Raw genomic sequence first — 13,742 nt, 5'->3', positions numbered from 1 at the left:
CCCAGGAGCTGATCTCAAAGAGCCTGACAGAGGCTGGCCCCCACTAGGGCCAGGATTACCGCCAGGGCTGCCCCCTGCTGCAGCCGCCGCAGCACCGGTTGCACCTGGTGCTGGGCCACCAGTAGGTCTTGCTGGCGCCAGGCCAGGGGCTTTTCCCACACCTGTCCGTCGTACCACCCCGATTCCTCGTATTCGACCCGCTCGGAAACCAGGCGGCGGTGCACGTAGTTCCATCCGAGCCACTGGCGCACCAGCAGCAGCATCGGCAGCGCCACTGCAGCCACCATGCCCGCCAGCACCAGCTGGGCCGGGTGGTGGCGCAACACCCAGCTGCCGCTAGCCACCAAGGTGGAGAGGGGCAGCAGCAACAGCCAGCTGGTGGCTAAGGGGCGCAACAGACCTGGCAGGTCGTGGGTCGGCCAAACAAAAAACCAGGAGGCCAGCAACTGCTCGTATTCCTGCAGGGGCCGTTGCTCGGGGGGCACCGGGCACGGCATGGCGGTCAGGGAGAAACTGCTGAAGTTGAGCTTACGAAGCGCACCTGTTCGCCGTGGCCCCAGAAGGATTCGAGGTCGTAGTAGGTGCGCTCGCTGGGGGTGAGCACATGCACGATCACTTCGCCGTAATCGAGCAGCATCCAGCGGCCTTCCTTCTGGCCTTCGCGCCGTAGGGGTAGCCGGCCGGTGGTTTCCTCGATCTGATCCTCAGCCGAGCGGGCGATGGCCCGTACCTGCACATCGGAGAGGCCGCTACAGATCACAAACCAATCGGCCAACGACGACACCTCGTCAACCCGGATCAGGCGAATGTCCACGGCCTTGCGGTCGTCACAGGCTTCTGCCGCCAGCTTGGCCAGCTGCTCGCTGTCGAGCTCCTGGTGGGTCGTGGGCCTGCCAGCGGGGGAATCAGCCATAGACGTTCTCACTGGTGACGGATTGACGCGAGCCCTGTTGCTGGGCCATTTCGGCCCGGGCCTTGCCGGCACTCTTGCGCAGTGCCTCTAGCCGGTCTTCGTAGAAGGCGCGCTTCTTTTTCTTGCGGGTCTGCTCCACCAGCTCCTTGAGGGCGCCGCCCAAACTCTTGTAGGCATTGGGCAGGGTGTAACCGAAGCGGGTGGCCAGGTCGATGGCCCGCTCATCGGCGGCGATGGCGTCCTGCAGTCGCTTCTCGGAGTTGTTTTTGAGGTAGAGGCGGTAGCCGGCAAAGCCGGACAGGCCCAGGGCCATCACCAGGAGGAGGCCGTCCTGTACCCACAGCTCACCGATGGCTCCACCCAGGCCGATCGCCAGGGCCGCCATCTCCCAACCGTCGCGGGGTACCGCATCGTTCTGGACGCGGCCCACCTCGTGCCAAAACAGCAGGTTGCGATGGTCTATCGCCAGCCCGTCCCAGCTTTCCAGGTCGACCTGAATTTCGACTTCATCGCGACCGATCTCCTCGATGGTGATCAGGGGCGGTTCCACCGAGGCGGCCGCTTCAACAAACACCCAGCTCTGTAATTCAGGGGGCAGCAGCCCTTTCAGGCGCTGGAGCTCACTCATCTAGGGCTTCCGCGTTATCAATCAGGTTAGCGATTCCAGCCCCAGCTGCTGCCAGGGGGGCGTGAGAGGCTAGGCAGGTTTGGCTTGCCCACCCCCTATGCCCCGCCGCACGGACCTCAGGCGCATCCTGCTGCTGGGCTCGGGGCCGATCGTGATCGGCCAGGCCTGCGAATTCGATTATTCCGGCACCCAGGCTTGTAAAGCGCTGCGGGCAGAAGGCTTCGAAGTGGTGTTGGTGAATTCCAACCCGGCCTCGATCATGACCGATCCGGACATGGCGGATCGCACTTACATCGAGCCACTTACGCCCGAGGTGGTGGCCCGGGTGATTGAGATCGAGCAGCCCGATGCCCTGCTGCCGACGATGGGCGGCCAGACCGCTCTCAATCTGGCGGTAGCCCTGGCTGAAAACGGCACCCTGGAAAAGCACGGGGTGGAGCTGATCGGCGCCAATTTGCAGGCGATCCGCAAGGCGGAAGACCGGCTGCTTTTTAAGGAGGCGATGGAGCGGATCGGCGTCGCTGTCTGTCCCTCCGGCATCGCCAACACCCTGGAGGAGGCGGAGCGGGTGGGCGAGGTCATCGGCAGCTATCCCCGCATCATCCGGCCGGCCTTCACCCTGGGCGGCAGCGGCGGTGGCATCGCCTACAACCCCGAGGAGTTCCGCGCCTTCTGCAAAAGCGGCCTAGAGGCCAGCCCCGTCTCCCAGATCCTGGTGGAGCAGTCGCTGCTGGGCTGGAAGGAATTCGAGCTGGAGGTGATGCGAGATAGCGCCGACAACGTGGTGATCGTTTGCAGCATCGAAAACCTCGATCCGATGGGGGTACATACCGGTGATTCGATCACCGTTGCACCGGCCCAAACCCTCACCGACCGCGAATACCAGCGGCTGCGCGACCAGTCGATCGCGATCATCCGCGAGATCGGCGTCGATACCGGCGGCAGCAATATTCAATTTGCGATCAACCCCGCCAACGGCGATGTGGTGGTGATTGAGATGAACCCGCGCGTATCGCGCAGCTCGGCGCTGGCTTCGAAGGCCACAGGCTTTCCAATCGCCAAGATCGCCGCCCGCCTGGCGGTGGGTTACACCCTCGACGAAATCGTCAACGACATCACCGGTGCCACCCCGGCCTGCTTCGAGCCCACGATTGATTACGTGGTCACGAAGATTCCCCGCTTCGCCTTTGAGAAGTTCCGCGGTAGCCCGGCGGTGCTCACCACCTCGATGAAGTCGGTGGGGGAGGCGATGGCGATCGGTCGCTGCTTTGAGGAGTCGTTCCAAAAGGCGTTGCGCTCCCTGGAAACGGGCCATGCCGGCTGGGGCTGCGACCGCCCCGATGCCGCCAGAGACCTCACGCTTGCCCCCGATCCCACCGCCCTGGAGCGGGCCCTGCGCACCGCCACGCCTGAGCGGATTTTCGCCGTGCGCGAGGCGATGCTCGTCGGCCGCAGCGACGACGAGATCCACCAGCTCAGCGCCATCGATCCCTGGTTTTTGGCCAAGCTGCGCTGCATCCTCGAAGCTGAGCAGCGGCTGCTGCGGGGCCGCCAGCTCGCGCAACTCGATGCCGCCGCCCTGCTGGAGCTCAAACAGCTGGGCTTCTCAGATCGCCAGATCGCCTGGGCCACTGGCAGCGATGAACTCACGGTGCGGCGCCACCGTCAGGGGCTGGGTATCAATGCCGTGTTCAAAACCGTCGATACCTGTGCGGCGGAGTTTGCCTCCAGCACGCCGTATCACTACTCCACCTACGAGCGGCCGCTGGAGCGGCTCAATGCGGCCGGTGAGCTGGAGATCGTGCCGCCCGAAAACGAGGTGCAGCCGGAGAGCCGCCGCAAGGTGATGATCCTGGGCGGCGGGCCAAACCGCATCGGCCAGGGCATCGAATTCGACTATTGCTGCGTGCACGCCTCCTTCGCCCTGCAGGCCGAGGGCTTCGCCACCGTGATGGTGAACAGCAACCCGGAGACGGTGTCAACGGATTACGACACCTCCGATCGGCTTTATTTCGAGCCCCTCACCCTCGAAGACGTGCTCAACGTGATTGAGGTGGAGCATCCCGAGGGGGTGATCGTGCAGTTCGGCGGCCAGACACCTCTCAAGCTGGCGATCCCGCTGCTGCGCTGGCTGGCTTCGCCCGAGGGGTTGGCCACCGGAACTCGCATCTGGGGCACCTCACCTGAATCGATCGACGCCGCCGAAGACCGGGAGCAATTTGAAGCGATCCTGCGCCGGCTGGAGATCCGCCAGCCCCGCAATGGCTTGGCCCGCAGTGAGGCCGAGGCCCGGGCCATCGCTGCGCGCGTGGGCTATCCAGTTGTTGTGCGCCCCAGCTACGTGCTGGGCGGGCGCGCCATGGAGGTCGTCTACGACGAAGCCGAGCTCAACCGCTACATGGTGGAAGCGGTGCAGGTGGAGCCCGATCACCCAGTGCTGATCGACCAATACCTAGATAACGCCATCGAAGTGGATGTGGATGCCCTTTGCGATCGGGAGGGGGTAGTGGTGATCGGCGGTGTAATGGAGCACATCGAGCCGGCGGGCATCCACTCGGGCGATTCGGCCTGCTGGCTGCCGTCGGTGAGCCTGAGCGAGGCAGCCCTGGCCACGATCCGCGAGTGGAGCCGGGCCCTGGCCCTGGCCCTTGGGGTGCGCGGCCTGATCAACCTGCAGTTCGCAGTGCAAATCGACCCTGAGCAGGGCGAGCGGGTGTTCATCATCGAGGCCAATCCCCGTGCTTCCCGCACGGTGCCGTTTGTGGCCAAGGCCACCGGCGTGCCCCTGGCCAAGGTGGCCAGCCAGCTGATGGCCGGCCGCACCCTGGCGGAGCTGGGGCTCACGGCCGAGCCCATCCCGCCTCTGCAAACGGTGAAGGAGGCGGTGCTGCCGTTCAAGCGCTTCCCGGGTTCCGACACGTTGCTGGGCCCTGAAATGCGCAGCACCGGCGAGGTGATGGGCATCGCCAGCAGCGCCGGCATGGCCTATGCCAAGGCCGAGTTGGCCGCAGGCGAGGCCCTGCCCACCAGCGGCACGGTGTTTCTCTCCACCCACGACCGCGACAAGCAGGCCCTGCTGCCGGTGGCGGAGCGGCTGGTGGGGCTGGGCTTTGACCTGATCGCCACCGGCGGCACCGCCGAGGCCCTGCGAGCCGCTGGCCTGCAGGTGGAATCAATCCTCAAGGTGCATGAGGGCCGTCCCAATATTGAAGACGCGATCCGCTCGGCCCGCATTCAGCTGATCATCAACACCCCGATCGGCCGCCAGGCTGCCCACGACGACAAATATCTGCGCCGGGCCGCCCTCGACTACGCCGTGCCGACGGTGACAACCCTGGCCGGGGCCCGGGCCGCTGTCGAGGCGATCACGGCGTTGCAGCAGCAGAAGATTGAGGTGAATGCCCTGCAGGACATCCACCCCGGACTCACTCGTTAGGGTTAGGGACCCGATAGATCCCGCCTTGACAGCCAGCACCCAAGTCAGCAACCAGATCACCTCAGGCAGCGACTGCACGGCGGCTTTCCGGGCCGCCTATGAAAATCGCTACACCTGGGAGCCGGATTTCGGTGGCTATCAGGGCCGCTGCATCTGGGAACAAGACGGTGATGCGGGTGAAGACGGAAAGCGCGTAGAGGGCACCTTCGTGGTTGGCGCCGACCTTAAGGCCACGGTGGCTGGCGTCGCCGATGAGGAGATTCACAAGGCCCTGGCTTCCCAACTGTGGGAGGTAGCGATCCACCGGGTGCGCCGCAGCTTTGAGCAAACCCATGGCGCCAACACCTTCAGCGCCGGCGACACCGATGCCGTGGGCACCGAGGTGATCGTGGGCGGCAAGAACACCGGTGACCGTTACCGGATCCAGAACGACGTGGTGACGATGGTGCATCGCCACATCCACGGCACCGTGGTGACGATCTTCACCGAGAGCACCACAGACACCGGCAGCGGCTATCTGAGCCGCAGCTACACCAGCCAGTACAGCGACCCCGCCAGCGGCGAAGCCAAGGGTGGCACCAGCCGCTTCACCGACACCTTTGTGCCGCTGACCGAGGCTGGCCCCTGGGTGCTGAGCGAGCGGGTGGTTGAGACCGAGGCCCATGGCGAAACGCCGGCCGGCCGCCAGGTGTTTCGTTTCGAGGATCTTGCCCCCTTGGCTTAAGCCAATCGGCCGCTGCTAGGCACAATGCAGCCATGTTTTCTCTTTGGATTGGTGCCTACGACCAGGGCCTGGCCTATGCCGGCCTGGCCCTAGGCACCTACCTGACGCTGCGCGTCCTCAACTTCCCAGACCTCACGGTGGATGGCTCCTTTGCCCTGGGAGGTGGCACCGCTGCGGTGTTGATCAGCCAGGGTGCCCCGGTGCCGGTGGCCTTGGGGCTGGCGATCTTGTTTGGCTGCCTGGCTGGCATGGTTACCGGCCTGATCCACACCCGGCTGGGTGTGAATGATCTGTTTGCAGGCATCCTCACCACCACGGGCCTTTATTCGATCACCCTGAGGCTGATGGGGCGCTCGAACATCCCCCTGTCTGAAACCCCTGCTGGAATTCTGGCCCTCCCCGATCTGGGCCTTGGCCTGGATGGTCAATGGGCCGTGGGATTAACCCTGGCGACCGTTGGGATGATCCTGCTGATCTCCTTCCTGATGGCCACAGATTTCGGCTTGTCTTTGCGCGCCTTGGGCAACAACCCCACCATGGCCCGCGCCAACGGCATCAACCAGCGCCGCGGTCTCACGGTGGGTATCGCCGCTGCTAATGGTCTGGTGGCCCTGGCCGGGGCGCTGGTTGCCACCTATCAGGGCTTTGCCGATGTGACCATGGGGATCGGCTCGTTGATCCTGGGACTAGGCATGGTGATCATTGGCGAAGCGGTGCTGCGGCCGCGCTCGCTGCCCCGGGCCCTGTTGGCGGTGGCCGTGGGGGCGATTTTGTTCCGCACCATGATCGCCATCGCCCTGCAGTTGGGCCTCGAACCGGTTGATCTCAAGCTGGCAACGGCCCTGCTGCTGCTGATCGCCCTGGCCTTCGGACGGCTGCGCATACCGGGTCTTTCGGCAGACCAGCGGAGGCAGGAGCAATGAGTTCCGCCCCTCATCTCAGCGCCCCTGGTCTCAGCGTTGAGGAGCTCAGCTGGGGCCATCCCCTACCTGGATCGGGCTGGCGGCAATTGTTCAGCGGTTTCTCGCTGAGCTGCCCCCCCGGCCAGTTTCTGGTGGTGATTGGCAGCAACGGCTCCGGCAAGAGCACCCTGCTCAATCTGGTGGCTGGCACCCTGCGCCACAGCGCTGGCCGTATCCACCTGGGCGGTCGCCCCCTGCACCGCCTGCGAGATCACCAGCGGGCTCGCTGGATCGGCCGGGTGATGCAAAACCCTCTGGAGGGAACTTGTCCGGGGCTGACCGTGGCAGAAAACCTGCGGCTGGCGGAGCGGCGCAACAGGCCAGCCAGGTTTGCAGCAGGTTTTTTGATTAGTGCCTTTGGGGGCATCCATCCCAATGGCGGCGACCGCAGGCGCTACCGCGAGCTGCTGGGCGAGCTGGGCTTGCCCCTGGCCGACCGTCTCGATGAACCGGTGGGTCAGCTTTCCGGTGGCCAGCGCCAGACCCTCAGCCTGGTGATGGCAACCCTGGGTTCACCGGATCTGCTGCTGCTTGATGAGCACACCGCTGCCCTTGACCCCCGGGCCGAAGCAACGGTGATGGCGCTCACCGACAGGTTGGTTCGTCAGCTGGGCACTACCGCCTTGATGGTGACCCACAGCCTCGAGCAGGCCCTGAGCCACGGCGACAGGTTGGTGATGCTCCATGAGGGTGGCTTGATCGGCGACTGGAATGCTGCCGAGCGTGAATATCTCGAACCGGCCGCGTTGCGGGCGATGTATGGAGCAGCCATAGTTGCGCCGCAGTCTTCCAGTGCCACTGATGGGTCTTCAGCGTCGTGAATTTCTAACCCTGGCAGGGGCCGGCGCCGTGAGCACGGTGGTGCTCTCCGCCTGCGGCAAGCTCGGCGGTGGCACCAAGGTTAAAGGCCCCACCATCGGCATGCTGCAGATGGTGGAAGCCCCGCCTCCAACCAACACCCGCAAAGGCTTTGAAGCGGCCCTGGCAGAAGCTGGCTACATCCCTGGCAAAAACGTCAACTTCATCCAGAAGGATGCCGCCGGCGAGCTGCCCAACACCACCTTGGTGATGAAGCAGTTTGTGGGCGACCAGGTGGACATGATCCTGGCGGTTGGCACACCGCCCCTGCAGGCCGCCATGAAGGTGGCCCCAGCAACCACTCCTGTGTTGTTCTGCTATTGCTCCAATCCCTGGGGTGCCGGCGCGGGCACGCCCCCGGGTGCCGTGGGTCAGCACAAGCCAAATGTGGTCGGCACGATCGGCACCAACCCGGTGGGCAAGGAGCTCGATTTGGCACGCCAAATCAACCCTGAGCTCAAGACCGTGGGCCTGATCTTCAACCCCGGTGAGCCCAACTCCGAATATGAAGCCAAGGTGCTCAAGGAGGAGGCAGCCAAACGCAACATCACCGTTGTGGAGCAGGCGGTGGCCAACTCCGGCGAAGTGCTGCAAGCCGCCCAAGTGCTGGCCGACAAGAAGGTAGAGGCCTTCGTGAAGATCGGCGATTACGCCACGATTCAGGGCTTCGGCTCGATCGCCAAGGTGGGCCTAGAGAAGAAGATTCCCGTGTATTCGGTGGATGCCGACGACATCAAGCTGCCCGGCTGCCTGGCCACGATCGGCTGGGCCTACTTCGATGACGGCTACGCAGCAGGCAAGCTGGCGGTGCGGGTATTGAAGGGAGAATCGCCGGCCAAGATGGCCTTCGAGCCCCTCACCAAAACGGAGTTGATGGTGAACAAGGCCACCGCCGCAGCGATCGGGGTAACCCTGCCTGAGGAGCTGATCAAGGAAGCCCAGAAGGTGGTGAGCTAGAGCCCACCACCATCGCATCACCCCCTTTTCAAGGCAGGGGGGTGATGTTTTGCAGCTTGTCGTTGAGCTGGCTTGCCATGGCTTGGCGGCCAACGGCAAGCACTTTCAGAGTGTCTTCATGCATGCGCAGCTGGGCATCAGCTACTTGCATGCCACGCACCAGCTCCTTCATCTCATCTGGCAAGCCGTTGAGGTCGTAGCGCTTGCCCTCGAAGGTGAGCACGGGCGGCTGGTTGTCGGATTGCTGGGCGACGTTGTCCACGAGTGGCAAAAAATCTTCAGCCCTCAGGATACGGGAGGCAGGCCACCCGGTCGCTTGAAGAAAAACATCAGCAGCGGGCCCACCTGGGCTGCTTCCACCATCTCCCAGTTTTCCTTGCCGAGGGCATTTAGAAAAAACTGCAGCTGTTCGGCTGGGTGGCGTGGTTTGGTAGCTGCGGCGTCATATTGCTGCGGGAATTCTTTTTTAAGAAACTCCGGGCTCAGGGCGCCGCCGAGCCGCTCACTATCTGCCTTGGGTGAGGGAGGACCCGGCGGATTGCCGCTCTCCACGTTGATGTGGATCACCCGGTATTCCCAAGACATCAGGCTTGCAGATGAATGAATTGGCGCTCGCAGAGCTCGCGGTAGCGGCCCCCCTGCGCCATCAGCTCATTGTGACTGCCCTGTTCGACGATGCGACCGCCATCGAGTACCAGGATTCTGTCTGCACCCTGCACGGTGGCTAGCCGGTGGGCAATCACCAGCACGGTGCGGCCCGCCATCGCCTGCTCCAAGCCCCGCTGCACCGCCTCCTCCGCTTCGGCATCGAGGGCGCTGGTGGCTTCATCCAGCAGCAGCACCGCCGGGTTGCCGAGCACGGCGCGGGCAATGGCCAGCCGTTGCAGCTGGCCGCCAGAGAAGTTGCTGCCCCGCTCTTCGATGCGGCTGGTGTAGCCCTGGGGCAGGGCCTCGATGAAGCCGGCGGCGTTGGCGAGGCTGGCGGCCTGGCGGATGGCAGCCTCGCTGGCGGGCCGGCCGAAGGCAATCGCTTCGGCCACCGTGCCAGAAAATACACTGCTTTGCTGGGGCACCAGGGCTACGGCGCGGCGCAGCTCCCGCGCCCGCAGATCGGCTAGGTCGTGGCCATCCAGCAGCACCCGGCCCTGCTGGGCGGTGTTGAAGCGCAGCAGCAGGGAAAACAGGGTGCTTTTGCCGGCGCCGGAGGGACCCACCAGGGCCACTACCTGGCCAGGCCGCACCTGCAGATCCAGGTCGTGCAGCACCGGTTGGGCGGGGTTGTAGCCGAAGCGCACCTGCTCGAGCACCAGCTCGCCGCGCACGCTGCCCAGCGGCTGGGCCGAGGGCCGGTCTGGAGCCTCCACCGGTTCGGCCTCGATCGCCCGCAGTCGCCGCAGCGAGGCCTGGCCCTGCTGAAACTCGTTGAAGTTCGTGGTGAGGTGCGAGATCGGGTCGATCAGCATCAGCAGGGCCGCCACGTAGCTGCTGAAGCCCTGGCTGTTGAGGCCACCGGCCTGAATCCGGGCGGCGCCGAGCAGCAGCACGGTGAGGATGCCGGCCGCTTCCAGAAAGCCAACCACCGGGTGCTGCAGGGCCAGCAGTTTGAGGGTGCGGTAGCGGGCCCGACGGTGCAGGTCGATTTCGGTGTCGAAGCGCTGCTGCAGCCAGGGCTCGGCCGCGAAGGCCCGCACTAAGGGCAGCCCACCGATCGCTTCGCCCAGCAGGCCCGCCAGCTCGCTCACCTGCTTTTGGCTGCGTTCGGCAGCGGTCATTACCCGGGCGCCAAAGCTGCTTACCAGCAGCACCACCACTGGCGCCAGCAGCAGGGTGGCCAGGGCTAAGGGCCAATCGAGCCACACCATGTAGCCGAGCACCACCACCAGCTGCAGGGCGCTGGGGGTGGTGTCTTGAATGGTTTTGTAGATCACCTCGCCCACCCGGTCCGCGTCTTCGGTGAGGCGATAGGTGAGGTCGCCGGCTGAGAGCTTCTCGAGGGCGCCGAATTCCAGCCGTTGCAGGCGGGCAAATAGGCCCCGCCGCAACTCCTGACTAACCCGCAGGGCCGGCCCGGCCAGCAGGGTGTCCTGGCCGAACTGGGCCGCCTTTTGCACCAAAAACAGTCCCAGGGCCGCGGCGATAGTGCGCAGCACCACTGGGAAGTTGCCAGCGCCGATGGCTGGAATCAGCTGGCCTGCCAGCCAGGCGAGCAGCGGCCAGCAAGCCACATAGATCACCATGCATAGCCCACCTGCCAGCAGGCGCCGGCGGTGGGGTTTCAGCAGCGGCCAGAGGTGTCGAAACCCGGCCGGCGAGGGTGCAAGCATGCGGTCACGCTATCGCTGCTCCCCCAAGCCGCCCCTTGAAACTCGATCAATTCCTCAAATACCAAGGCCTGGCGGGCACCGGCGGCGAAGCCAAGCTGCGCATTCAGCGCGGTGATGTGCGGGTGAATGGCGCCATCGAAACCCGTCGCGGTCGTCAGTTGGCCCCCGGTGATGCGGTCGACATCGACGGCCGCGAGCTGCTGTTTATGGGGACCAGGCCGCCGGCCCATTAGGTTTTCCTGACAGTGCTGGAGAGGGCCGATGCGTAAGGCCGTGATCGCGGGTAATTGGAAGATGCACATGACCTGCGCTGAGACGCGGGTATTTGCGGCCACGTTTCGGCCCCTGATTGCCGACTCCCCAGACGATCGGGAGGTGGTGATCGCTCCGCCTTTCACCTCGATTCCCACGCTCTGCCGCCACCTGGAGGGTGCTGGCGTTGAGTTTGCTGGCCAAAACGTGCACTGGGAAGACCAGGGGGCCTACACGGGCATGATCTCGGCGCCGATGCTGCTGGAGCACGGGGTGAGTTACGCCATCGTTGGCCACAGTGAGCCGCGCAAGTACTACAGCGAAAGCGATGAGCAGATCAACCTGCGCGCCCGCAATGCCCAGCGCCATGGCTTGATCCCGATCCTGTGCGTGGGAGAAAGCCTCGACCAGCGGGAATCCAATGAAACCGAGCGGGTGATCCACCGCCAGATCGAACAGGGCCTTGAGGATGTGGATCCCACCCAGGTGGTGGTGGCCTACGAGCCGATCTGGGCGATTGGCACCGGCAAGACCTGTGCCGCCGAGGAGGCCAACCGCATCTGCGGTCTGATCCGGGGCTGGGTGGGCAACCCCAGCGTCACGGTGCAATATGGCGGCTCGGTGAACCCTGCCACCATCGACGATCTGATGGCCCAGAGCGACATCGACGGCGTCTTGGTGGGTGGGGCTTCCCTCGATCCGGTGAGCTTTGCCCGCATCGTCAACTACGGCCGCTGAGACTGGCTCCCTGAGACTGGCCCCCCGTGATCGATCAACCCCGTTTCGCCTGGGGCGAGCGCACCGCAGTGATGGGGGTGCTGAACCTCACCCCCGACTCCTTCAGCGACGGCGGCCGCCTTCCCAGCGTGGCGCACGCGGTGTGCGCCGCTGGGCGGATGCTGGCCGAGGGAGCCGATCTGCTCGACCTTGGCGCCCAGAGCACCAGGCCCGGCGCCGAGGAGGTGGGGCCCAAGCGGGAGCTTGAGCGGCTGCTGCCCGCTCTTACTGCTATTCGCGCTGCCCATCCAGGCGCCCTGCTCTCGATCGACACCTTCCATGCGGCGGTGGCCGAGGCGGCATTGGCGGCGGGCGCCCACTGGATAAACGACGTCAGCGGCGGCCGGCGCGATCCGGCCCTGTTGCGCTTGGCGGCGTCTGCTGGCTGCCCACTGGTGTTGATGCACAGCCGTGGCGATAGCCGCAGCATGAACTCCCTTGCCTACTACGGCGATGTGGTGGCGGAGGTGCGGGCTGGCCTATTGGAGGCCACTGAAATGGCTCTGGCGGCGGGTGTGCGCCCGCGGCAGCTGATCTGGGATCCGGGGTTGGGCTTCGCCAAGGACACCGACCACAACCTGGAGCTGCTCCGGGGTCTAGGCACCCTGGCGGCGGAAGGCTTTCCCCTACTGGTGGGGCCTTCGCGCAAGCGCTTCATAGGCGCGGTGTTGAACGAGCCCAGGCCCCGTGCCCGGCTGTGGGGCACGGCGGCGGTGTGCAGCCAGGCGATTGCCCAGGGGGCCCGCATCCTGCGAGTGCACGACGTTGGGCCAATCGTGCAGGTTGCCCGGATGGCCGATGCGCTTCGGCCCGCTTAGCCGGCCTGGTAGTCGATCTGACCTTTCTCGTTGACTTTGGCCAGCGAGAAGAAGCGGGCCGTGGTGGTGGAGATGAAGCCCAGCTCGGCCAGCAGCTCGCCAACCCGGCCCCCCTTGCTGCGTTGCTGGTCGAGGGCCTGATCAAGTTGCTCAGGGGTGATGCAGCCCATTTCCACCAGGCGCTCACCCAGCCGCTTCTCATTGAAGCCCTGCTCATCGAACAGGGCGGGGTTGAGTAGTAGATCCAGCATCTGGGGCGGCACCTGCAGGTTGAGCCGTAGGAATTCGCCAAAGCGCTGGGTTTCAGCGAAGGGGCGGTAGTCCTCCAGCAATTGCTCCAGCTCTTCGATGTCGAGCACGCCGGCCTGTACCAGCTTGTTGCCGAGGGTTTGGCGCTTGAAGCTGGTGTCGGTGCTGGTCGTCATGCGCCGGCTTAATGCTTCCTTGGCGATCCTGGCCGCTGCCCAGCAATCCGGCTGCGATTTGGTCTTGTCGGAGGACATGACGGATGGCCAGACCTATGGCAACGTGACCGTGCGCAATCCCTTTGCGGTGATCCGCAGCGTGTGACTGCCGTCAGAATGGCTCCATGACAGGTCACGCCCTCGCCGACTGGACCACTCCCCAGCCATTGGACCTGCCCGATCTGGGCCCAGGTTTGGATGGCAGCCTTGCCAGCAGCCTTGAGGCAGCCCTGAGTGAGATTGCGGCTGATCCCTCCGTGCAGGCCCTGGTGGTGTTTGGTTCCCGCGCCACGGGCCAGGCCAGGCCGGAGTCGGATCTGGATCTGCTGGTGGTGGAGCGCAGCCCCCATCTCGAGGGGGAGGCGAAGGTGTCGAGCTGGTGGCGCCATTTCCGGCCCCTCCAGCACTTGCCCCTTTCGGTGGACTTGGTGGTAAGCGGTTCGGCTGATGCAGCCCGGCTGGCAGGTTCCCGCTGGCACGTGATCAGTGAGGCGGCTCGCCACGGCCGAGTGCTGGTGGTGCAGCCATGACGCCCAAGGAGGATGCGAGGGTGTTGATGGCCTTGGTGGATCGTCACCTGCGGGCCCTGCAGTTGAACCTCGATCCGGCTTACCCGGATGTGGAATGGG

Annotated in this window: 17 protein-coding genes; 10 read left to right on the top strand and 7 right to left on the bottom strand. The window is 65.0% G+C overall.

Going from position 1 to position 13,742, the window contains the following annotated elements; translation table 11 throughout:
* Window positions 1–14: 14 nt before the first annotated feature.
* The 3 genes from KBY74_RS06610 to KBY74_RS06600 are packed head-to-tail and all read right to left on the bottom strand — an operon-like array spanning window position 15 to window position 1,541.
* Window positions 15–497 (bottom strand): CGLD27 family protein, encoded by a 483-nt coding sequence (locus KBY74_RS06610; RefSeq protein ID WP_254942006.1) that lies wholly within the window; start codon window positions 495–497, stop codon window positions 15–17.
* Between the two features lie 5 nt (window positions 498–502).
* On the bottom strand, window positions 503–913 hold the full coding sequence (gene rsfS, locus KBY74_RS06605; RefSeq protein WP_254942005.1) for a ribosome silencing factor: 411 nt from the start codon (window positions 911–913) through the stop codon (window positions 503–505).
* Window positions 906–1,541 carry a DUF3318 domain-containing protein gene (locus KBY74_RS06600; protein ID WP_106632970.1) on the bottom strand — a complete coding sequence of 212 codons (636 nt, stop codon included), beginning with the start codon at window positions 1,539–1,541 and terminating at the stop codon, window positions 906–908. The genes rsfS and KBY74_RS06600 overlap by 8 nt, the downstream gene beginning before the upstream one ends.
* 97 nt (window positions 1,542–1,638) lie before the next feature.
* On the opposite strand from KBY74_RS06600, the gene carB reads away from it, so the two are divergent.
* The 5 genes from carB to KBY74_RS06575 are packed head-to-tail and all read left to right on the top strand — an operon-like array spanning window position 1,639 to window position 8,478.
* On the top strand, window positions 1,639–4,977 hold the full coding sequence (gene carB, locus KBY74_RS06595; protein WP_254942004.1) for a carbamoyl-phosphate synthase large subunit: 3,339 nt from the start codon (window positions 1,639–1,641) through the stop codon (window positions 4,975–4,977).
* 25 nt (window positions 4,978–5,002) lie between these two features.
* On the top strand, window positions 5,003–5,701 hold the full coding sequence (locus KBY74_RS06590; protein ID WP_254942003.1) for a DUF3386 domain-containing protein: 699 nt from the start codon (window positions 5,003–5,005) through the stop codon (window positions 5,699–5,701).
* Window positions 5,702–5,733: 32 nt separating this feature from the next.
* The gene (locus KBY74_RS06585) at window positions 5,734–6,624 is read left to right on the top strand and encodes an ABC transporter permease (protein ID WP_254942002.1); all 891 of its coding nucleotides are present in this window, start codon (window positions 5,734–5,736) and stop codon (window positions 6,622–6,624) included.
* Complete coding sequence (locus KBY74_RS06580; RefSeq protein ID WP_254942001.1) at window positions 6,621–7,484, top strand: ABC transporter ATP-binding protein; 864 nt, start codon at window positions 6,621–6,623, stop codon at window positions 7,482–7,484. Before KBY74_RS06585 ends, KBY74_RS06580 begins: the two co-directional genes overlap by 4 nt.
* On the top strand, window positions 7,465–8,478 hold the full coding sequence (locus tag KBY74_RS06575) for an ABC transporter substrate-binding protein (RefSeq protein WP_254942000.1): 1,014 nt from the start codon (window positions 7,465–7,467) through the stop codon (window positions 8,476–8,478). The genes KBY74_RS06580 and KBY74_RS06575 overlap by 20 nt, the downstream gene beginning before the upstream one ends.
* Before the next feature lie 28 nt (window positions 8,479–8,506).
* Here KBY74_RS06575 and KBY74_RS06570 read toward each other — a convergent pair whose 3' ends face one another.
* From KBY74_RS06570 to KBY74_RS06560, 3 genes are read right to left on the bottom strand one after another with little or no spacing between them, the layout of a single operon-like run.
* Complete coding sequence (locus KBY74_RS06570) at window positions 8,507–8,740, bottom strand: DUF6447 family protein (RefSeq protein WP_106632964.1); 234 nt, start codon at window positions 8,738–8,740, stop codon at window positions 8,507–8,509.
* Between the two features lie 23 nt (window positions 8,741–8,763).
* Window positions 8,764–9,063: a hypothetical protein gene (locus KBY74_RS06565; protein WP_106632963.1), complete on the bottom strand. Its 300-nt coding sequence runs from the start codon at window positions 9,061–9,063 to the stop codon at window positions 8,764–8,766.
* Window positions 9,063–10,802, bottom strand: a complete 1,740-nt coding sequence (locus KBY74_RS06560) for an ABC transporter ATP-binding protein (RefSeq protein ID WP_254941999.1) — start codon at window positions 10,800–10,802, stop codon at window positions 9,063–9,065. The genes KBY74_RS06565 and KBY74_RS06560 overlap by 1 nt, the downstream gene beginning before the upstream one ends.
* A gap of 35 nt (window positions 10,803–10,837) precedes the next feature.
* On the opposite strand from KBY74_RS06560, the gene KBY74_RS06555 reads away from it, so the two are divergent.
* From KBY74_RS06555 to folP, 3 genes are all read left to right on the top strand, one after another.
* The gene (locus KBY74_RS06555; RefSeq protein ID WP_106632961.1) at window positions 10,838–11,035 is read left to right on the top strand and encodes an RNA-binding S4 domain-containing protein; all 198 of its coding nucleotides are present in this window, start codon (window positions 10,838–10,840) and stop codon (window positions 11,033–11,035) included.
* Window positions 11,036–11,063: 28 nt separating this feature from the next.
* Window positions 11,064–11,792: a triose-phosphate isomerase gene (gene tpiA, locus KBY74_RS06550; RefSeq protein ID WP_254941998.1), complete on the top strand. Its 729-nt coding sequence runs from the start codon at window positions 11,064–11,066 to the stop codon at window positions 11,790–11,792.
* Window positions 11,793–11,863: 71 nt separating this feature from the next.
* Window positions 11,864–12,649, top strand: a complete 786-nt coding sequence (gene folP / locus KBY74_RS06545; protein WP_254942020.1) for a dihydropteroate synthase — start codon at window positions 11,864–11,866, stop codon at window positions 12,647–12,649.
* Here the strand turns inward: folP and KBY74_RS06540 are convergent.
* A complete protein-coding gene (locus KBY74_RS06540; protein ID WP_254941997.1) occupies window positions 12,646–13,074 on the bottom strand; it encodes a hypothetical protein in 429 nt (142 codons plus the stop codon). The two genes, folP and KBY74_RS06540, sit on opposite strands and share 4 nt — an antisense overlap.
* Here KBY74_RS06540 and KBY74_RS06535 point away from each other — a divergent pair.
* A complete protein-coding gene (locus tag KBY74_RS06535; protein ID WP_254941996.1) occupies window positions 13,055–13,219 on the top strand; it encodes a hypothetical protein in 165 nt (54 codons plus the stop codon). The genes KBY74_RS06540 and KBY74_RS06535 overlap by 20 nt on opposite strands.
* Before the next feature lie 19 nt (window positions 13,220–13,238).
* Window positions 13,239–13,643, top strand: a complete 405-nt coding sequence (locus KBY74_RS06530; protein ID WP_254941995.1) for a nucleotidyltransferase family protein — start codon at window positions 13,239–13,241, stop codon at window positions 13,641–13,643.
* Window positions 13,644–13,742 lie beyond the last annotated feature (99 nt).

Source organism: Cyanobium sp. A1C-AMD (assembly GCF_024346495.1).
Lineage (GTDB): Bacteria > Cyanobacteriota > Cyanobacteriia > PCC-6307 > Cyanobiaceae > Cyanobium_A > Cyanobium_A usitatum.
Note: the sequence above shows the minus strand (reverse complement) of the source record. Positions and strands in the feature narration are given on the sequence as shown.